The organism is Kitasatospora sp. NPDC058170 (assembly GCF_042883905.1).
Taxonomy (GTDB): domain Bacteria; phylum Actinomycetota; class Actinomycetes; order Streptomycetales; family Streptomycetaceae; genus Kitasatospora.
Map to the genome: position 1 here is coordinate 56,730 of NZ_JBHVUV010000029.1, position 19,202 is coordinate 75,931.

Genomic DNA, 19,202 nt, shown 5'->3' on the forward strand with positions numbered 1-19,202 from the left:
ATGAGGAGTGCGCGTTGAGCAACGAGAGCCTGGCCAACCTGCTCAAGGAGGAGCGGCGATTCGCCCCGCCGGCAGAGCTCGCCGCCGCCGCCAACGTCACCGCGGCCGCGTACGCGCAGGCCTCCGAGGACCGCCTCGGCTTCTGGGCCGAGCAGGCCCGCCGCCTCACCTGGGCCGTCGAGCCCACCGAGACCCTCGACTGGTCGAACCCCCCGTTCGCCAAGTGGTTCGCCGACGGCAAGCTCAACGTGGCCTACAACTGCGTCGACCGCCACGTCGAGGCCGGCAACGGCGACCGCGTCGCCATCCACTTCGAGGGCGAGCCCGGCGACAGCCGCTCCATCACCTACGCCCAGCTCAAGGACGAGGTCTCCCAGGCCGCCAACGCCCTGCTCGAACTCGGCGTCACCAAGGGCGACCGCGTCGCCGTCTACCTGCCGATGATCGCCGAGGCGGTGGTCGCGATCCTCGCCTGCGCCCGGATCGGCGCCACCCACTCCGTCGTCTTCGGCGGCTTCTCCGCCGACGCCGTGGCCTCCCGCATCCAGGACGCCCAGGCCAAGCTCGTCATCACCGCCGACGGCGGCTACCGCCGCGGCAAGCCCTCCGCGCTCAAGCCCGCCATCGACGAGGCGCTCACCAAGGCCGACGGCGTCGAGCACGTCCTGGTCGTCCGCCGCACCGGCCAGGACGTCTCCTGGACCGAGGGCCGCGACGTCTGGTGGCACGAGATCACCGCGCGCCAGTCCACCGAGCACACGCCCGAGGCCCACGACGCCGAGCACCCGCTCTTCATCCTCTACACCTCCGGCACCACGGGTAAGCCCAAGGGCATCCTGCACACCTCCGGTGGCTACCTCACCCAGGCCAGCTACACCCACAACGCCGTCTTCGACCTCAAGCCCGCCACCGATGTCTACTGGTGCACCGCCGACATCGGCTGGGTCACCGGCCACTCCTACATCGTCTACGGCCCGCTCTCCAACGGCGCCACCCAGGTCATCTACGAGGGCACCCCCGACACCCCCCACCAGGGCCGCTTCTGGGAGATCGTCCAGAAGTACGGCGTCACCATCCTCTACACCGCTCCCACCGCGATCCGCACGTTCATGAAGTGGGGAGACGACATCCCCGCGAAGTTCGACCTCTCCTCGCTGCGCGTCCTGGGCAGCGTCGGCGAGCCGATCAACCCCGAGGCCTGGATCTGGTACCGCGAGCACATCGGCGCCGGCAAGACCCCCATCGTCGACACCTGGTGGCAGACCGAGACCGGCGCCATGATGATCAGCCCGCTCCCGGGCGTCACCGAGACCAAGCCCGGCTCCGCCCAGCGCGCCCTGCCCGGCATCGCTGCCACCGTCGTCGACGACGAGGCCAACGAGGTCCCCAACGGCTCCGGCGGCTACCTCGTCCTCACCGAGCCCTGGCCCTCGATGCTCCGCACCATCTGGGGCGACGACCAGCGCTACATCGACACCTACTGGTCGCGCTTCCCGGGCCGCTACTTCGCGGGTGACGGCGCCAAGAAGGACGAGGACGGCGACATCTGGCTGCTCGGCCGGGTCGACGACGTCATGCTGGTCTCCGGCCACAACATCTCCACCACCGAGGTCGAGTCGGCCCTGGTCGGCCACCCCTCGGTCGCCGAGTCCGCCGTCGTCGGCGCCACCGACGCCACCACCGGCCAGGCCATCGTCGCCTTCGTCATCCTGCGCGGCACCGCCACCGACAGCCCCGAACTGGTCGAGGAACTGCGCGCACACGTCGGCAGGACGCTCGGCCCGATCGCCAAGCCCAAGCAGATCAAGGTCGTCGGCGAGCTGCCGAAGACCCGCTCCGGCAAGATCATGCGCCGTCTGCTGCGCGACATCGCCGAGGGCCGCGAGGTCGGTGACACCACCACCCTCGCCGACAGCTCGGTGATGAGCCTGATCCAGTCCCAGCTCCCCGCCGCGGGCAGCGAGGGCTGAGCACCCCGCTGAGCACTTCGAGCTGAGCAGCGCTGTGCCCCGGGCGGTCGTGACCGCCCGGGGCACAGCCGTGTACGCGCGCGCCGTTCCCCCACCGGTTGCCCTCGTCCCCCGCCGCGCCGGCCGCGCCCCCGCCCGCCCTTACCGGGGCGGCTCCTCCCGACGCTCCGCCACCAGGGTGCGCAGCGTGTCGTACGCGCTCTGGACGAGGCCCCGACTGCGCAGCGGCAGGGCGCCGGCCATCACCGCCAACCCGACCTGGGCCCGGGGGCTGAAGCCGACGAAGGTGGTGAACCCTCTGGTGGCACCGGCGTGGTAGACGACCTCGTCGACCTCCACGCCCCGCTCACCGCCGTAGCCGAAGCTGCCGCCGAAACCGTCACCGAAGCCGCCGCCCCCGCCTCGGTCACCGTCGCCGCCGCCATTGCGTTCCGCGGCCCCGCCGCTGTCGGGCGCGACCGAGCGCTGGTTCCAGCCCAGGCAGATCCGCGCCCCGCTGCGGCGCCGACCGGCCCTCGGTCGGCGGACCTCGCCCAGGGCCGTCCGCAGCGCCGCCGCGTCCGCCCGTTCGGGCAGCGGGACGGCGTCCAGGGCCAGATGGGCCTGGAGGTAGCGGAGCATGTCGTCCGCCGTGGAGCGCAGCGCCGCCGCGCCGGGCAGGGCCGGCAGCCGGAAGGACGGGACTCGCCGACCGCGCCGGTAGCCGGCGGCCTCCTCCCGGCCGGGGCCGCAGGAGGTGTCCACCAGGCCGAGCGGCCCGCAGACCCGGGCGGCCAGCAGGTCGTCGTAGCGCTGCCCGGCCGCATTGGCCAACAACAGGCCCAGGAGGCCGCAGCCGAGGTTGGAGTAGCGCACCTGGGCGCCCGGGGTCCCGCGGACCGGGGTCCGGGGCAGCGCCCTGAGCAGGTGGGCCGGACCGAACGTCGCGTACGGGCGGGTGAACCAGCGGGGGGCCGCCGCCGGAAGGAGTCCGACGGGCAGGCGGGGCAGCCCCGAGGTGTGGGTGGCCAGGTGGAGCAGGGTGATCGGCCGCTCGTGCGGGTAACCGGGGGCGGCGTCGGCCGGCAGGTAGCGGTCGATCGGGTCGTCGTACCCCACCTCGCCCCGGGCCGCCATCTCGGCGAGCAGCAGTCCGGTGAAGGTCTTGGTGACGGAGCCGAGTTCGAACCTGGTGTCGGCCCGGACGGGCCGCTCGGCGGAGCGGTCGGAGTGGCCGCGGCAGGCGACCGTCCGTTGGTCCCCGCGGATCACCACGACGGCGACCCCGCCGCCGGGGGCGGCGGCGCGGAAGAGCGGGCGGAGCAGGTGGTCGAGATCCGGCCCCGGTTCGAGCCCTGACCCGGAGTCGGACGCCACGGCCGGGCCGCGCACAGCAGTCGGATCGAAGCCGCCGGTCGGGCGGCGCAGAGCGGACCCGCGGGTCAGGTCGAACCCGTCCGCCAGGTCGAACCCGGCGGTCGGATCGGGCACGGCAGCCTGGTCACGGGCGACTGCCCGGTCCAGGGCGGCGGCCGGGCCGGGAAGCGGACCGTTCATCGGGCGGCCCGGTCACGGGGCGGTAAGAGGGGCGGTCTGGGCATCGTCGTGCCTCCAAAACGAACGGGGATCACGCCACCCGATCGGGTCGGCGCCTGCGACCGACGATAAGGAGGCGTTCACCCGTCTGCATGCGGCCACGGCCATTCGGGTGCCGATCAGGTGCCGACTCGGGTGCTGACTCGGGTGCCGATCAGGTGCCGCCCACAGCGGCGTAGCGGACGCGCGGGGCAGGCAGAGTGCACAACAAGACATACCGACCTAGGTCCTGAAATATGACAATCAGGATGTCGCCTCGCGGTTCCCGCTAGAATGTCAAAGACGCATCAAGATCTCCGCCAGGAGGTCCGCTGTGTCATGGGGCGCGCCGGGAAGTCTGGTCGGCACTGCACTACAGGTGCATCCGCATACCGTTCCCCCGCCCCAGGAGGTCCTCGTGACCAGCCCGCCCCCTGTCAACGAGCCGACGACCCGACGCCGCCAGCTCCTCGGCCGGCTGTCACTGCCCGAGCGCACCTTCATCACCGACGCCCTGCGCACCGAGACGGTCGGCGGCGTCCTGCTGCTGAGCGCCGCCGTGGTGGCCCTGATCTGGGCGAACGTCTGGCCGAGCGCCTACGAGAGCGTCCTCGACTACACCGTCGGCCCGTCCACCCCGCTCCACCTGGACCTCACCCTCGACGCGTGGGCCAAGGACGGCCTGCTGACGATCTTCTTCTTCGTGGCCGGCATCGAGCTCAAGCGCGAGTTCGTGGCGGGCGAGCTGCGCACGCCGAGCGCCGCGTTCCTCCCCGTCATAGCGGCGGTCTGCGGTGTCGCACTGCCGGCGATCGTCTTCGCCGTCACCAACTCCGGCAGCGGGGGCAACCCGAGTGGCTGGGCGATCCCGACCGCCACCGACATCGCCTTCGCACTCGGGGTGCTGGCCGTGGTCGGCAGTCACCTCCCCTCCCCGCTACGCGCCTTCCTGCTCACCCTCGCCGTCGTCGACGACCTGATCGCGATCCTGATCATCGCGATCTTCTACAGCTCCGGCATCAAGTTCTGGGCGCTCGGGCTGTCCTTCGCCGGCCTGGTGCTGTTCTGGTTCCTGCACCGGCGCGGGGTGCACGGCTGGTACCTGTTCGTGCCGCTGGCCTTCGTGATCTGGGCGCTGATGCACGAGAGCGGCGTGCACGCCACGGTCTCGGGCGTCGCGATGGGCCTGATCCTGCGCTGCCACCGGGTCGGTGACGAGAAGCAGTCCCCCGGTGAGCACATCGAGCACCTGGTCCGCCCGCTCTCGGCCGGGCTGGCGGTACCCGTCTTCGCCCTGTTCGCCGCGGGGGTGACGATCTCCGGGCCGGCGCTCGGCGAGGTGTTCACCCAGGCCACCCCGCTCGGGATCGTCCTCGGCCTGCTGGTCGGCAAGACCGTGGGCATCTTCGGCGGCACCCGGCTGGCCGCCCGCTTCACCCGCGCCGAGCTGAACCCGCAGCTCACCTGGGCGGACATGTTCGCGGTCTCGGTCCTGGCCGGCATCGGGTTCACGGTCTCACTGCTGATCAGCGAGCTGGCCTTCCCCGACGATCCGGCGCTGGCCGACAAGTCCAAGGCGGCCGTCCTGGTGGGCTCGCTGCTCTGCGCCCTGGTCGCCACCGTGCTGCTCAAGCTGCGCAACCGGCACTACCGCCAGCTGTGCGAGGACGAGGAGCGCGACCTGGACGGCGACGGCATCCCCGACGTCTACCAGCAGGACGACCCGGCCTGGCAGGCCCGGATGGCAGAGCGGGCGGAGCGCCCGGTGGAGCTCGGGCCCGACGGCGAGGCCGGATCCGACCCCGGTCCCGGATCCGCCGCACCGCGCTGATCGGCCCGCCACACCGGCGGAACCCGGGCCCCGCCGAGGGGACACGTCCCTCCGGCGGGGCCCCGGAGTGGTGTCCGACTGACCGGTAGGGGCATGATCTGAGCTGTCGACAGTCCACTGACGCCGCCGGGCCCCCACCGGTCCCGGGAACCGTCCCGGGGCATCCCGGGGAATCGCACCGTACGGCGGCGTCACGCCGCACAGCCGCAGAAGGAGAACCGCTGATGCCCGCAGGAGCCGCAGACCCGTCCAGCAACGGCCGGGCGCCCTACGAGGGCGAGCGTTCGGTCGGGCAGCTGTTCTCGGCGGCCACCGCCGACCTGTCCGCGCTGGTCCACGACGAGATCGCGCTCGCCAAGGCCGAGCTCCGGGCGGACCTCAAGCGCGGGGTCTCCGGCGGCGTCTCACTGGCCGTCGCGGGTGTGGTGGCGCTGGCCGCCGTCCCGATGCTGAGCGCCGCGGCGGCGTACGGGATCCACGCGCTGGGCCTGTCGCTCGGCTGGTCGTTCCTGATCGTGGCCGGTGCGTACCTGCTGCTGGCGGTCCTGCTGGGGCTGTTGGCGCTGCGCTCGTTCAAGCGGATCGAGAAGCCGCACCGCACCATCGAGGGCGCCCAGAAGACCGCGGACGTGCTCAAGAACGCCCGGCCGCGCCCCGCCACCCAGGAGGAGATCGACCGGGCCCTGGGCCGCATCCCGTAACCCTCGAAAGACCCCGGTCGGGAGCCGGCCCGGAGCCGGTCCGGGCACCCCGCCCCACGCCCGTACGGCATCGGGCGGACCGGGAGCGAGTGCCGGGCACGTGTCCGGCGCACGGATGTGACACGCTCTCGGTATGCCGCTCGACCAGAAACCCCTGCCCTCGCAGCCGTCCGCCGGCTCCGGCCCCGACCGCGCAACCGGTCAGGACTCCGCCGCAAGGAGCTCGGAGGGCACCGCCCGGGCGGCCGGGGAGGGCAGCGCGGACGGCGTCGCCGGGACGGCGGCGCAGGAGGCGGCCGGCACCGCGCCGGAGCCGGCGCCCGAGGCCCCCTGGGACATCCGGCAGCCCGGCCCGTGGACGCACCGCGACCTCGCGGCCAACGGCGCCCGCTTCCACATCGCCGAACTGGGTCAGGGCCCGCTGGTCCTGCTGGTGCACGGCTGGCCCGAGTACTGGTGGGCCTGGCGCCACCAGCTGACCGCGCTCGCCGAGGCCGGGTACCGGGCCGTCGCGCTCGACCTGCGCGGCATCGGCGGCAGTGACCGCACCCCGCGCGGCTACGACCCGGGCAACCTCGCGCTGGACATCACCGGGGTGATCCGCTCGCTCGGCGAACGCCGGGCGCACCTGGTCGGCCACGCCTCCGGCGGCACGCTGGCCTGGGTGGCGGCCGTGATGCGCCCGTCGGTGATCCAGAGCCTCACCGCGGTCTCCGCCGCGCACCCCAGGGACCTGCGCCGCGCCCTGCTGACGGACCGCCGCCAGATGGCCGCCTTCGACCACGTGCTGGGCTTCCAGCGGCCGTGGATACCGGAGCGCCGCCTGGTCACCGACGACGCCGCGCTGGTCGGCCGCTACCTGGACGCCTGGACCGGCCCCAACCAGCTGGACCGGGCCGCGGTGGCCGCGTACCGGCAGGCGATCCGGATCCCCAGCACCGCGCACTGCTCGATCGAGCCGTACCGCTGGCTGCTGCGCTCGATGGCCCGCCCGGACGGCATCCAGTTCGCCCGCCGGATGAAGAAGCCGATCACCGCGCCCACCCTGCACGTCCAGGGCGCCGCGGACCCGGTGCTGCTGTCGCACACCGCGCTCGGCGGCGGCGAGTACGTGGCGGCGCCGTACCGCTGGCGGCTGCTGCCGGGGATCGGGCACTTCCCGCACGAGGAGGCGCCGGAGCAGTTCACGGCGGAGCTGCTGGACTGGATCGGCCGCCACAAGGACTGACCGGCGGTCGGCCCCGGGCGGGCGGGTCGGGAATTCCAACTCCCTTTATGTTGTGCTCATATGACAAACGCATAGGCCATTTTGGAAGCCCCACGGGTGGTTACTCCGACCGGCCCTGGGGCATCCATTGCGGTATGACCTGGATGCCCGATCGCGGCAGCGCCCCGCGCGGCCGACGCCACAACAGCTCGCAGAGGTCCGCCCACCGCTCCGACTGGGCGGACGACCTCGGATACGACGGCGTGGACCGCCGTCAGCGATCGGCGCAGCGCCAGCTCGGCATCCCGCACATCCTCGGCCGCCGCGCCCGCTGGGTGGGCGCGCGCCTGCGGCGCGACACCTGAGGCCCCGCACCGCCTCGGCACCGGCCGGACGAACACCGCCCGGACGAACGCAAGAACGGAAGAGCCGTCCCGCCCGGCCGGGCGGTCCCGCGCGGAGGATCCGCCGAGGGGCCCCGGAGAGCGCCGGAGCTCTCAGAGCGCGCAGCCCTGGGTGTCCACCCGGGCCGTCGCCGTGCTGCCCTTCTCGGCGTCCTCGCGCACCTCGGCGGAGGTGAGCACGTACCCGGTGTCCGCGCTGTCCAGCGACTTGGCGAAGACCACGCCGAACACCTGCCCGTCCGGGGTGAGCAGCGGACCGCCGCTGTTGCCCTGGCGGACCAGCGAGCGCACCGAGTAGACGTCGCGGACCACCTGGCCGCGGTGGTAGATGTCCGGGCCGTTGGCCTGGATCCGGCCGCGGATACGGGCCGGCTGGACGTTGAAGGCGCCGTTCTCGGGGAAGCCGGCGACGATCGCGCTGTCGTTGGTCTTCGCCTCGCCCGCGAAGACGAGCGGGGGCGCGTTCAGCTTGGGCACGTCCAGGATCGCGATGTCGCGCTGCCAGTCGTAGCGGACCACGGTCGCGTCGTACAGCGGGCCGACCCCGCCGATCTGCACGGTGGGCTCGTCGACGCCGCCGACCACGTGGGCGTTGGTCATCACCCGGTGCGGGGCGTAGACGAACCCGCTGCCCTCCAGCGTCTTGCCGCAGGAGGTGGCGGTGCCGACCACCTTCACCAGGCTCTGCTTCGCCTTGGCCACGGCCGGGCCACCGGCCAGCGCGGGGTCGGGCGTGTCGACCTGGGTGATCGGCTCGTGCTCGAAGGGGTTGAAGACCTGCGGGAAGCCGTTGCGGGCGAGCACCTTGGAGAAGTCGGAGAACCAGTTCGGCGCGTCGGAGGGCAGCGCGTCCTGGACCCCGCCGAGCACCGCCGAGCTGCGGACCTGCTTGGAGACGGTCGGCAGGGACGTTCCCGCGAGCGCGGAGCCGATCAGCCAGGCCACCAGCAGCATCGAGAGGACGTTGACGACCGCGCCGCCGGCCGCGTCCAGCGCCTTGGCCGGACGCCTGTCGATGTGGCCGCGCAGCTTCCAGCCGAAGTGGGTGGTGACCGCCTGTCCGATCGCGGCGAACACGATCACCACCACGACCGCGATCACCGAGGCGGTGGTCCCGGGGCTGAGGTGGTCGAGCAGCAGCGGCAGCAGTTGGACGGCGAGCAGGCCGCCGCCGAGGAAGCCGAGGACCGACAGGATGCCGACCACGAAGCCCTGCCGGTAGCCGGACACGGCGAATCCCACGGCGGCGGCGATCAGCAGCAGATCCAGGACGTTCACCCGAACACCCTCCCATGGCGGGCGGCGGGGCCGCGCAGGCGGGCGCTCACGTGGTCCTGGCGTCGCCGCCCAGCAGCGCGCGGGATCGGTCGCGGTCGCCCTGCACCAGGGCGAGCGCCTCCTCGGAGAGGTCGACGACCCGGGTGGTGTCCCAGGGCAGCTCCAGGCCGCTGTAGTGCAGCACCCGGTCGATCACCCCGGCGGTGAACCCCCAGACCAGTCGGCCGCCGACCGCGAAGGCCGGGCCCAGGTGGCCCGAGGGGTGCCTCAGCCGGGCCCGGTTCGCCGGGTCGGTCAGCTCGGCGACCGGCACCCGGAACACCGCGCCGGTCTCCCCCGTGTCCACCGGCCGGACCGGCGTCTCCTGCCGCCACCAGCCGAGCACCGGGGTCACCACGAAGCGGCTGACCGGGATGTAGAGGGCGGGCAGGGTGGCGAAGACCTGCACCCCGGCCGGGTCCAGCCCGGTCTCCTCCCAGGCCTCGCGCAGTGCCGCCGCGACCGGCCCGAAACCGTCCGGGTCGCCGTCCTCCGGGTCCAGCGCACCGCCGGGGAAGGAGGGCTGGCCGGCGTGCGAGCGCAGCGAGCGGGCCCGCTCGATCAGCAGCAGGTCCGGGCCACCGGGGCCCTCTCCGAAGAGCATCAGCACGGCCGCGGCGCGCCCGCCCTCGGCGGGCGGCAGGAAGCGGCTCAGCTGCTCGGGCAGCACCTGCTCGGCGGCCTCGCGCACCGGAAGCAGCCAGGACGGCAGGCCGTCCCGCTCGATCCGCGGGGCGGCGGCCCCGCTCCGCTCCTCCTCGCGCGCCGTCACCCGGCCACCGCCAGGTCCGCGACCACGCCCTGGTGCACCGCGGCGTCGGCCCGCGCCGCCGCCTCGCCCGGGAAGTCGGCGGGCGGCCGCAGCCGCTGGCCCGGCTGACCGCCCATCTCATACTTGAGCAGCTTCTTCGCCTTCTCCGCGTCGGTCTCGCCCTCCCCGTAGGAGGGGCAGAGCGGCGCGATCGGGCAGGCCCCGCAGGCGGGCTTGCGGGAGTGGCAGATCCGTCGGCCGTGGAAGACCACCCGGTGCGAGAGCATCGTCCACTCGGACTTCGGGAAGATCTCCGCGACGGCCGCCTCGACCTTCTCCGGGTCCTCCTCGGCCGTCCATCCGAACCGCCGCGCCAGCCGTCCGAAGTGGGTGTCCACGGTGATCCCCGGGACCCCGAAGGCGTTGCCCAGCACCACGTTCGCGGTCTTCCGCCCGACGCCCGGCAGCGTGACCAGGTCCTCCAGCCGGCCGGGGACCTCACCGCCGAAGTCGTCCCGCAGCTTGATGGACAGGCCGATCAGCGACCTGGCCTTGGCCCGGAAGAAGCCGGTCGGCCGGATGACCTCCTCCAGCACCTCCGGCTCGGCCGCCGCCATGTCCTCGGGTGTCGGGTACTTCGCGAACAGCGCGGGCGTCGTCTGGTTCACCCGCAGGTCGGTGGTCTGCGCCGACAGCACGGTGGCCACCAGCAGCTGGAAGGGATCGTCGAAATCCAGCTCGGGATGCGCGTACGGGTACAGCTCCGCCAGCTCCCGGTTGATCCTCCGGGCCCGTCGCACCATCGCCAGGTGCGACTCCGGCTTCCTCGGCTTCACGGTCGCCCTCGCCGCCGCCGGCTTGGCCGCGGCCTTCCGGACCTTGCTCTCTGCCATGCCCGAAGGCTACGCCGGACGGGCGGGCCTCCGTGGACAAAGCAGGTCAGCGGGTGCACCGGCGCCCCCCTGTGGGTGCCGGTGCACCCGCCGGCTCGATGCCGCTCCGAGGAACGGCACGGCCGGGTGGCCGCCGATGGTCCCCGGGCCGTCGGCGGCCGCCCGGTCAGCGCCGGTACAGCGCGTCCAGCTCTCCGAAGCCCAGCGCGCCGTCCAGCTCCTTCAGGGTGCCCGCCCCGAGCAGCTCGGCGGCGGCCCGGTGGGCGGCGGTGTACGCGTGCTGGGCCAGGCCGGTGCCGACGCTGATCCGCCGCACGCCGGTGGCCGCGAGCTCCGCCACGCTCGGCCCGCCCGCCATCGCCATCGCGTTCACCGGCAGCGGGGACGCGGCGCACAGCCGCGCCAGCGCGTCGAGGTCCAGCAGGCCGGGGACGAAGAGGCCGTCCGCACCGGCCTCCGCGTACGCCTGCGCACGGACGAGCACGTCGTCGAGACCGCCCAGCCCGAACAGGAAGACGTCCGTGCGGGCGTTGACCACCAGCTCGGGCAGGCCCGCCTCGGCGGCCGCCTCCCGGGCCGCGCGCAGCCGCGCGGCCTGCTCGGCCACCGGGAAGAGCGGGCCGCCGACGGCCATCGAGTCCTCCAGGTTCACACCGGCCGCACCGGCGCCGATCAGCGCCCGGACGGTGTCGGCGACATCGGAGGGCTTCGGACCGTAGCCGCCCTCGGCGTCGACGGAGACCGGCAGATCGACGGCGGCCACGATCCGGCGGGCCGCCTCGACCATCTCCTCCCGGCCGAGCTGCTGGCCGTCGCCGCGCCCGAGCGACCAGGAGACACCGCCGCTGGTGGTGGCGATCGCGCCCGCACCGGCCGAGGCGATCACGGCCGCGCTGCCGGCGTCCCAGGCGTTCGGCAGGACGAGCACGCCGTCGGAGACGAGCGCCCGCAGCCGCAGGGCCCGGTCGCGGAGCGGGGTGGTGATGGTGGTGGTGTCAGCGGACATCAGGGGTCACCGTCTTTCATGCGGTCGGGCGTGGGGCCGTCGGGCGGCCGGGGTACCGGGCGGCCTAGTGCCGCGTCAGGCAACTTTTGCCCGTCAAGGAGCGGCGTCCGGTGCGTGCTATCGGCGTGCCGGCCGGAAGCCCTCGTACTGGACGTACTTGGGCTTTCGGCCGGTGCGGCGAGAGTGCGTGCCGGGCGTCGCGACGGGGCGAAGGTTGCCTGACGCGGCACTAGGTGCTGGGCGGCCGAGGTGCCGGGCTGCCGAGGTGAATCCTGCTCCCGGGCCACCGCCGATTCCATTGATTAAGCTGGGGCCGAATCCTGAGGGGGTACCGCGATGAGGACCGAGCTGGCGTTCTCGGCGAACGACCTGGCGCAGACCCGGTTCGCCGTCTCGCCGATGTGGGAGGTCGTGACCAGCCTCCGGGCCCTGGCCGGCTCAACCGCCCCGGCCCTGCACCGCCGCTGGGCCGAGCAGGTCCGGCCCCGGCTCGGCGCAGCCGGACTGGACCGCGGGCGGCTCGCCGCCATGGTCCCGCCCACCGGCCACCTCCCCGACTTCCTCAACCCCTCGCCGGCCGGCCCCTCCCCCGCCCTCGCCGACGAGCTGGCCGCGATCACCGCCACCACCGACGAGCAGGTCCGGACCGACCTCGACTACCTGGCCGCCGAGTACGACGGCCGGCTCCCCGCACGGCTCTGGCCGCTGTACCGGGAGCCGGCCGCCCAGCTCCCCAGGGTCGCCGCCGAGATCGAGGCCTACTGGCAGCTGGCGCTCGCCCCCTACTGGGCCAGGATCCGCGCGGTGCTGGAGGCGGACGTCTTCCACCGGGCCCGGCAGGCCGCCGAGCAGGGCACCGCCCGGGTCCTCGACGACCTGCACGAGACCGTCCGGTGGGACGGCCGGGCGCTCCGGCTGGCCCAGCGGCACTGCGCCGTCCAGCGGATCGAGGCCGGCGCCGGGCTGCTGCTCGTCCCGTCCGCCTTCGCCTGGCCGCGCGTCCTGACCCGCTCGCTGCCGCCCGACCCGCCGCAGCTCGCCTACCCCGCCCGCGGCATCGCCACCCTGTGGGAGCCCCGGAGGGGGAGCGACTCCGACGCGCTCGCCGCCGTGCTCGGCCGCTCCCGCACCCTGCTGCTGACCGAACTGGACTCACCCGCCTCGACCACCGAGCTCGCCCGCCGGAGCGGAATGTCGGCCGCCGGGGTCTCCCAACACCTCACCGCACTACGGGCGGCCGGCCTGACCACCGCCCACCGGGCGGGCCGCACGGTGCTCTACGCGCGCACCGCCGTGGCCGACGCCCTGCTCGCGCCGTCGGACGGCCCCGGACACCCCGCCGGGTAACCCGTCGGTACGAATGGCCCCTCGCAGCACCCCTCGGCGTACCCCCTCCTCATATGATCGGAGCGACATGCGCCATGCTTGGTGATGCAGAGCACTGTACGAAACTTGCGCCGGACGGCCCCACCGCCGAACGGCCGAGAAGGAGGAAGCACGTGGACGACGTTCTGCGGCGCGCCGCACTCTTCGCGGCACTCGACGACGAACAGGCCGGCGAGCTGCGCGCTTCCATGACCGAGGTCACCCTCGCCCGTGGCGAGTCGCTGTTCCACGAGGGCGACCCGGGAGACCGGCTGTACGTCGTCGCCGAGGGCAAGGTCAAGCTGCACCGCGCCTCGCCGGACGGGCGGGAGAACATGCTCGCCGTCCTCGGCCCCAGCGAGATGATCGGCGAGCTGTCGCTGTTCGACCCGGGCCCGCGCACGGCCACCGCCAGCGCGCTGACCGAGGTCAAGCTGCTGGGCCTCGGCCACGGGGACCTCCAGCCCTGGCTGCACGCCCGCCCCGAGGTCTCGATCGCGCTGCTGCGCGCCATCGCCCGGCGCCTGCGCCGGACCAACGACGTGATGTCCGACCTGGTCTTCTCCGACGTGCCCGGTCGCGTCGCCAAGGCCCTGCTGGACCTCTCCCGCCGGTTCGGCGTGCAGTCCGACGAGGGCATCCACGTCGCCCACGACCTCACCCAGGAGGAGCTGGCCCAGCTGGTCGGCGCCTCCCGCGAGACGGTCAACAAGGCGCTCGCCGACTTCGCCGGCCGCGGCTGGCTGAAGCTGGAGGCCCGCGCGGTGGTCCTGATGGACGTCGAGCGGCTGTCCCGCCGCTCGCGCTGACCTAGCGGTCCGGCCGACGACGAGGGCCCGTGCACCGATCGGTGCACGGGCCCTCGCGCATGTCCGGGGCGGCCGGAGCGGGTCAGATCAACCCGTGCTCCTCCAGGTACTGCAGCTGGGCGCGGACGGACAGCTCGGCGGCCGGCCAGAGCGAGCGGTCGACGTCCGCGTAGACCCGGGCGACCACCTCGGGTGCCGTCCGGCAGCCGGCCTCGACCGCCGTCTCCACCTGCGCGAGGCGGTTGGCCCGGTGGGCCAGGTAGTAGTCCACGGCCCCGAGGGCGTCCGCGAGGACCGGCCCGTGGCCGGGCAGTACCGTCCGCACGCCGTGCTCGGAGGCCATGGTGTGCAGGCGGCGCAGCGAGTCCAGGTAGTCGCCGAGCCGGCCGTCGGGGTGGGCGACCATCGTGGTGCCGCGGCCGAGCACGGTGTCCCCGGTGAGGACCGCGCCGTCGGCCGGGAGGTGGAAGGTCAGCGAGTCCGAGGTGTGCCCGGGGGTGCCGACCACCCGCAGGTCCAGGCCGCCAACGTCCAGGCGCTGGCCGTGGGTGAGGCCCTCGGAGCCGAGGCGGTGCGCCGGGTCCAGCGCGCGCACCTCGGTCCGGGTCAGCTCCGCGAAGCGGGCCGCGCCCTCGGCGTGGTCGGCGTGGCCGTGGGTGAGCAGCGTGAGCGCGATGCGCTTGCCCTGCTGTTCGGCGGCGTCGACGACCCGGCGCAGGTGGCCGTCGTCGAGCGGGCCGGGGTCGACGACCACGGCCAGGTCCGAGCCGGGCTCGGAGAGCAGCCAGGTGTTGGTGCCGTCCAGCGTCATCGGTGACGGGTTGGGCGCCAGCACGCAGAGTGCCCGGGGGGTGGCCTCGCCGCCGATGCCGGCGGCGGGGTCACCCGGGAGGAGTCCGCTCACCGGCCGCCCCCACCGGGGTGGCCGAGCACGCGCGGGGGCAGTGCCCGGAGGAGGTCGCGCAGGCCGCGACCGCCCTCCTCGACGATCTCGGCCTCGAAGGCCAGGGTGCGGGGGGTCAGGCTGCGGGCGGGCATCTCGCGTGCCGTCCGGCGAGCCACATCGTTGTGGGTCATCGGGCGTCGGTCCTTCCTCGGGTCGGCGGTACGGAAATCGGCGGGCTGAGGGGTCTCAGCCGTTGTCGGGGTCGGCGGCCCCGGGGTCAGCGGTTCTCGGGAAAGTCTCCATCGATGGTCAGCTCTTCATACCCCGACCATCGAACCGTCATTCGATCACCCCTCACCTCGGCGCGGCCGAGGATCGGGTCCAGCGACCGGCCCGCGGCCGCGTCCAGGGCCCCGGCGGCATCGCGCACCGGCAGCAGCTCGCGCAGCACGGTGACGGTCGGCGGCAGCATGCCGTACCGGCCCTCCTCGTAGCCGCTGACGGCCTCGGCCGGGGAGAGCCAGGCGACCTTGTCGGCCTCGCCGACCTCCTGGGCCGCGCACTGACCGGGCGGCAGGGCCGCGACGAAGAACCAGGTGTCGTACCGGCGCTCCTCGAAGGCCGGGGTGACCCAGCGGGCCCAGCCCGCCAGCAGGTCGCTGCGGAGCAGCAGGCCGTGGCTGCGGAGGAAGTCGGCGAAGGAGAGCTCGTGCGCCTCCAGGGCGGCCCGCTCGGCGGTCCAGTCCCGGGGCTCGGCGGTGCTGTCGGCGTCCGGTCCGGCCAGCAGGACGCCGGCCTCCTCGAAGGTCTCCCGGACGGCGGCGCAGACCACCGCCTGCGCGGTCCGGGCGTCCACGCCCAGCCGTCGCGCCCATTGCGCCGGGCCCGGGCCGGCCCAACCGAGCTCGGCCTCGGCGTCCCGCGGGTCCACCCCGCCGCCCGGGTAGGCGTACATACCGGCGGCGAAGGCCATCGAGGTGCGCCGGCGCAGCAGGTACGCCTCCGGCCCGTCGGCCGCGTCCCGCAGCAGCACCACGGTGGCGGAGGGCTTGGGCACCGGCGGGGTCAGCTCGCCGGACTCGACCGCCCGGATCCGGGCAGGCCAGCCGGGCGGCATCGGGAGCGTCGTTGCTCGATGGTCCATGCCCGGATGCTAAGCGCCGGGGGGTGGGCTTGGACAGAGCCGCCCGGTCCCCCGTTCGGCGGCGGCGCGCCCTTCGGCCCGGGGCGCGCCGCGCCGCACGATCACACGCCCGGCTTGACCCGGACCTGGAGCTCGACCTCGACCGGGGCGTCCAGCGGGAGCACGGTGACGCCGACGGCACTGCGGGCGTGCACGCCGGCCTCGCCCAGCACCTTGCCGAGCAGCTCGCTGGCACCGTTGATGACGCCCGGCTGACCGGTGAAGTCGGCGGCGGAGGCGACGAAGCCGACCACCTTCACGACCCGCTCGATCAGGTCCAGGTCGCCGATCACCGACTTCACGGCGGCCAGCGCGTTGAGCGCGCAGATCTGTGCGAGCTGCTTGGCCTCCTCGGGGGTGACCTCCGCTCCGACCTTGCCGGTGTTCGGCAGCTTGCCGCCCACCATCGGCAGCTGGCCGGAGGTGAACACGAACTCGCCCGACCGCAGGGCCGGCACGTACGCGGCGACCGGGGCGGCCACCGGCGGCAGGCTCAGGCCCAGCTCGGCGAGCTTCTCCTCGACCTTGCTCATGCGCTCTTCTCCCGCTTGAAGTAGGCCACCAGCTGCTCCGGGTTCGGGCCAGGCACGACCTGGACGAGCTCCCAGCCGTCGTGGCCGAAGTTGTCGAGGATCTGCTTGGTGGCGTGCACGAGCAGAGGGGCGGTCATGTATTCCCACTTGGTCATGGCCAGACTCTAGACGAGCCTTCGCGGCGATCCGCGCGGGCCGCGGCCCGGCGTGTGAGGTGGGCCACAAACCGGGCATGATTCAGGTCCGGCCCCCCTGATGGTCCCGGCATCCGGCGCGGTCCCTGGTTACCCTCGCGGGAGGGCACCTGTGGAAGGGCACCGGAACGGTGCCGGCCGGCGGAGCGGCCCACGGCCCTCGAAGACGGACGGAGACGGAGCGTGGCACGCACCCCCGGCCAGGCGGCCCGGCGCGATCCCGACTGGGAGGGCGTACGGCTGCACGTGGTCAGCGGCAAGGGCGGCACCGGGAAGACCACCCTGGCCGCCGCGCTGGCACTGGCGCTCGCCGCCGAGGGCAGGCGGACCCTGCTCATAGAGGTCGAGGGCCGCCAGGGCATCGCCGAGCTGTTCGGGATCGCCGCGCTGCCGTACGAGGAGCGCCGGATCGCCTCGGTCTCCCGGGCCCAGCTCGGCCTGCCCCCGGCCCCGCCCGCAGGCGCCGGCGGCAGCAGCGGTGGCAGTGGCAGCAGCGGCAGCGGCAGCGGCAGCGGCGAGGTCTATGCGCTGGCCATCGACACCGAGCTGGCGCTGCTCGAGTACCTCGACATGTTCTACAAGCTCGGCCGGGCCGGCAAGGCGCTGCAGAAGGTCGGCTTCGTCGACTTCGCCACCACCGTCGCACCCGGCGTCCGGGACGTGCTGCTCACCGGCAAGGCCTGCGAGGCGTCCCGGCGCAAGGGCCCGGACGGCCGCCGGAAGTACGACGCGATCGTGATGGACGCGCCGCCGACCGGGCGGCTCACCCGCTTCCTCAACGTCAACTCCGAGGTGGCCGGACTGGCCCGGTTCGGGCCGATCCACACGCAGGCGCAGGCCGTGATGCGGGTGCTGAAGTCGCCGGAGACGGCGGTGCACCTGGTCACCCTGCTGGAGGAGATGCCGGTGCAGGAGACGGTCGACGGCTTCGCCGAGCTGCGCGAGGCCGCCCTCCCGGTGGGCGGGGTGATGGTGAACATGGTCCGGCCGCCGGTGCTGGACGCGGCGGCGGTCGCCGCCGTGGACGGGGACCACCGCGAGGAGGTCGCGCTGGCCCTCGGCGAGGCGGGGCTCGGCGGGCGATCCCGCAAGCCGGAGACCGTCCGGGCCGCGGTGGAGCCGCTGATCGACCCGCTGCTGGAGCAGGCCCGGGAGCACGCCGAGCGGGTGGAGCTGGAGCGCGAGCAGCGCGCGGACCTGCAGCAGCTGAAGCTGCCGACGTACGAGCTGCCGCTGCTGGGCGAGGGTGTGGACCTCGGCGGCCTCTACCGGCTGGCGGGCGAACTGAAGCGTCAGGGGGCGGCGTGAGCGGGCAGGGTGGGCGGGGCAACGGAGTGCGCGGGAACGGCACCCGTCTCGACGTGGACGGGCTGATCGACGACCCGGGGACGAGGATCATCGTCTGCTGCGGCTCGGGCGGGGTCGGCAAGACCACCACCGCCGCGGCGCTCGGGCTGCGGGCCGCCGAACGCGGCCGCAAGGTCGTCGTGCTGACGATCGACCCGGCCCGCCGGCTGGCCCAGTCGATGGGCCTGACCGAGCTGGACAACACCCCCCGGGTCGTCAAGGGCGTCACCGGCGAGGGCGAGCTCCAGGCCATGATGCTCGACATGAAGCGGACCTTCGACGAGGTCGTGCTGGCCCACGCCGAGCCCGAGCGGGCCAAGGCGATCATGGAGAACCCCTTCTACCAGTCCCTGTCGGCCGGCTTCGCGGGCACCCAGGAGTACATGGCGATGGAGAAGCTCGGCCAGCTGCGCGCGGCCGAGGAGTGGGACCTGATCGTCGTCGACACCCCGCCGTCCCGCTCCGCGCTGGACTTCCTGGACGCGCCGAACCGGCTCGGGTCCTTCCTGGACGGCAAGGTGATCCGGATCCTCACCGCGCCGGCCAAGGTCGGCGGGCGCAGCGCGATGAAGTTCCTCAACGCCGGGATGGGCCTGCTCACCGGCACCCTCGGCAAGATCTTCGGGGCCCAGCTGCTGACCGACGTACAGACCTTCGTCAGCGCGATGGACTCGATGTTCGGCGGCTTCCGGGAGCGCGCGGACCGGACGTACCAGCTGCTCAAGGCGCCGGGCACGGCGTTCCTGGTGGTGGCGGCGCCCGAGCGGGACGCACTGCGCGAGGCCGCGTACTTCGTCGACCGGCTGGCGGCCGACCGGATGCCGCTGGCCGGCCTGGTGCTCAACCGGGTGCACGGTACGGGGGCCCCGCAGCTGACCGCCGAGCGCGCGCTGGCGGCGGCCGAGGCACTGGAGGAGAACGGTTCGGAGAACGCCTCCCCCGAAGCGGAACTGCTCGCCGCCGGGCTCCTGCGCCTGCACGCCGAGCGGATGCAGATCCTCACGAGGGAGCGCCGCACCCGTGACCGCTTCGTCTCGGTGTACCCGGACGTGTCGATCGTCGAGGTCGGCGCGCTGCCCGGGGACGTCCACGACCTGGAAGGGCTGCGCGCCATCGGGGACCGCCTGAGCGGTGCCGTGTAGCTCGGCGGCGCCATACAGCTCGGCGGCGCCATACAGCTCGGCGGCGCCGTGCAGCTCAAGGGGCGCGGTGTGTGTGACGCGGCGCGTGCCGGGCGTTCCGCCCGGCAGA

General features: G+C 73.8%; 19 protein-coding genes. 9 read left to right on the forward strand and 10 right to left on the reverse strand.

The genetic code is table 11. The features are described from left to right. The first annotated feature begins 14 nt into the window (after positions 1-14). Positions 15-1,970: an acetate--CoA ligase gene (gene acs / locus ACFVVX_RS29120; RefSeq protein ID WP_387949840.1), complete on the forward strand. Its 1,956-nt coding sequence runs from the start codon at positions 15-17 to the stop codon at positions 1,968-1,970. A 141-nt stretch (positions 1,971-2,111) separates the two neighbouring features. Here acs and ACFVVX_RS29125 read toward each other — a convergent pair whose 3' ends face one another. Beyond that, positions 2,112-3,440, reverse strand: a complete 1,329-nt coding sequence (locus tag ACFVVX_RS29125) for a serine hydrolase domain-containing protein (protein ID WP_387949842.1) — start codon at positions 3,438-3,440, stop codon at positions 2,112-2,114. Positions 3,441-3,942: 502 nt separating this feature from the next. Here ACFVVX_RS29125 and nhaA point away from each other — a divergent pair. From nhaA to ACFVVX_RS29145, 4 genes are all read left to right on the forward strand, one after another. Continuing rightward, the gene (nhaA, locus tag ACFVVX_RS29130) at positions 3,943-5,355 is read left to right on the forward strand and encodes a Na+/H+ antiporter NhaA (RefSeq protein WP_387949844.1); all 1,413 of its coding nucleotides are present in this window, start codon (positions 3,943-3,945) and stop codon (positions 5,353-5,355) included. Positions 5,356-5,579: 224 nt separating this feature from the next. Continuing rightward, a complete protein-coding gene (locus ACFVVX_RS29135) occupies positions 5,580-6,056 on the forward strand; it encodes a phage holin family protein (protein WP_387949846.1) in 477 nt (158 codons plus the stop codon). 133 nt (positions 6,057-6,189) lie between these two features. Then, positions 6,190-7,284, forward strand: a complete 1,095-nt coding sequence (locus ACFVVX_RS29140; protein ID WP_387949848.1) for an alpha/beta fold hydrolase — start codon at positions 6,190-6,192, stop codon at positions 7,282-7,284. A gap of 134 nt (positions 7,285-7,418) precedes the next feature. Beyond that, complete coding sequence (locus tag ACFVVX_RS29145) at positions 7,419-7,628, forward strand: hypothetical protein (RefSeq protein WP_387949850.1); 210 nt, start codon at positions 7,419-7,421, stop codon at positions 7,626-7,628. 132 nt (positions 7,629-7,760) lie between these two features. Here the strand turns inward: ACFVVX_RS29145 and ACFVVX_RS29150 are convergent, their stop codons facing one another. From ACFVVX_RS29150 to ACFVVX_RS29165, 4 genes are all read right to left on the reverse strand, one after another. Then, a complete protein-coding gene (locus ACFVVX_RS29150) occupies positions 7,761-8,945 on the reverse strand; it encodes a MarP family serine protease (RefSeq protein WP_387949851.1) in 1,185 nt (394 codons plus the stop codon). Positions 8,946-8,991: 46 nt separating this feature from the next. Next, positions 8,992-9,756: an NUDIX hydrolase gene (locus ACFVVX_RS29155; RefSeq protein WP_387949853.1), complete on the reverse strand. Its 765-nt coding sequence runs from the start codon at positions 9,754-9,756 to the stop codon at positions 8,992-8,994. Beyond that, complete coding sequence (nth, locus tag ACFVVX_RS29160; protein WP_387949854.1) at positions 9,753-10,628, reverse strand: endonuclease III; 876 nt, start codon at positions 10,626-10,628, stop codon at positions 9,753-9,755. Before nth ends, ACFVVX_RS29155 begins: the two co-directional genes overlap by 4 nt. Before the next feature lie 166 nt (positions 10,629-10,794). Then, positions 10,795-11,634 (reverse strand): isocitrate lyase/phosphoenolpyruvate mutase family protein, encoded by an 840-nt coding sequence (locus ACFVVX_RS29165; RefSeq protein WP_387949855.1) that lies wholly within the window; start codon positions 11,632-11,634, stop codon positions 10,795-10,797. A gap of 336 nt (positions 11,635-11,970) precedes the next feature. On the opposite strand from ACFVVX_RS29165, the gene ACFVVX_RS29170 reads away from it, so the two are divergent. Together ACFVVX_RS29170 and ACFVVX_RS29175 are read left to right on the forward strand one after the other, a co-directional pair. Then, on the forward strand, positions 11,971-12,981 hold the full coding sequence (locus ACFVVX_RS29170) for a DUF5937 family protein (RefSeq protein ID WP_387949856.1): 1,011 nt from the start codon (positions 11,971-11,973) through the stop codon (positions 12,979-12,981). Between the two features lie 152 nt (positions 12,982-13,133). Beyond that, positions 13,134-13,808 (forward strand): Crp/Fnr family transcriptional regulator, encoded by a 675-nt coding sequence (locus ACFVVX_RS29175; RefSeq protein ID WP_030392646.1) that lies wholly within the window; start codon positions 13,134-13,136, stop codon positions 13,806-13,808. A gap of 82 nt (positions 13,809-13,890) precedes the next feature. Here ACFVVX_RS29175 and ACFVVX_RS29180 read toward each other — a convergent pair whose 3' ends face one another. The 5 genes from ACFVVX_RS29180 to ACFVVX_RS29200 all read right to left on the reverse strand — a co-directional run bounded on the left by ACFVVX_RS29180 (position 13,891) and on the right by ACFVVX_RS29200 (position 16,565). After that, positions 13,891-14,712: an MBL fold metallo-hydrolase gene (locus ACFVVX_RS29180; protein WP_387949858.1), complete on the reverse strand. Its 822-nt coding sequence runs from the start codon at positions 14,710-14,712 to the stop codon at positions 13,891-13,893. Continuing rightward, a complete protein-coding gene (locus tag ACFVVX_RS29185) occupies positions 14,709-14,885 on the reverse strand; it encodes a hypothetical protein (RefSeq protein WP_387949860.1) in 177 nt (58 codons plus the stop codon). The genes ACFVVX_RS29180 and ACFVVX_RS29185 overlap by 4 nt, the downstream gene beginning before the upstream one ends. An 86-nt stretch (positions 14,886-14,971) precedes the next feature. After that, positions 14,972-15,838, reverse strand: a complete 867-nt coding sequence (locus ACFVVX_RS29190; RefSeq protein ID WP_387949862.1) for an NUDIX hydrolase — start codon at positions 15,836-15,838, stop codon at positions 14,972-14,974. Positions 15,839-15,939: 101 nt separating this feature from the next. Next, positions 15,940-16,410, reverse strand: a complete 471-nt coding sequence (locus ACFVVX_RS29195; protein WP_387949864.1) for a RidA family protein — start codon at positions 16,408-16,410, stop codon at positions 15,940-15,942. Further along, complete coding sequence (locus tag ACFVVX_RS29200; RefSeq protein ID WP_387949865.1) at positions 16,407-16,565, reverse strand: DUF4177 domain-containing protein; 159 nt, start codon at positions 16,563-16,565, stop codon at positions 16,407-16,409. Before ACFVVX_RS29200 ends, ACFVVX_RS29195 begins: the two co-directional genes overlap by 4 nt. Positions 16,566-16,787: 222 nt before the next feature. On the opposite strand from ACFVVX_RS29200, the gene ACFVVX_RS29205 reads away from it, so the two are divergent. Together ACFVVX_RS29205 and ACFVVX_RS29210 are read left to right on the forward strand one after the other, a co-directional pair. Further along, on the forward strand, positions 16,788-17,912 hold the full coding sequence (locus ACFVVX_RS29205; protein ID WP_387949867.1) for an ArsA-related P-loop ATPase: 1,125 nt from the start codon (positions 16,788-16,790) through the stop codon (positions 17,910-17,912). Continuing rightward, positions 17,909-19,093, forward strand: a complete 1,185-nt coding sequence (locus ACFVVX_RS29210; protein WP_387949868.1) for an ArsA family ATPase — start codon at positions 17,909-17,911, stop codon at positions 19,091-19,093. Before ACFVVX_RS29205 ends, ACFVVX_RS29210 begins: the two co-directional genes overlap by 4 nt. Positions 19,094-19,202: the final 109 nt, after the last annotated feature.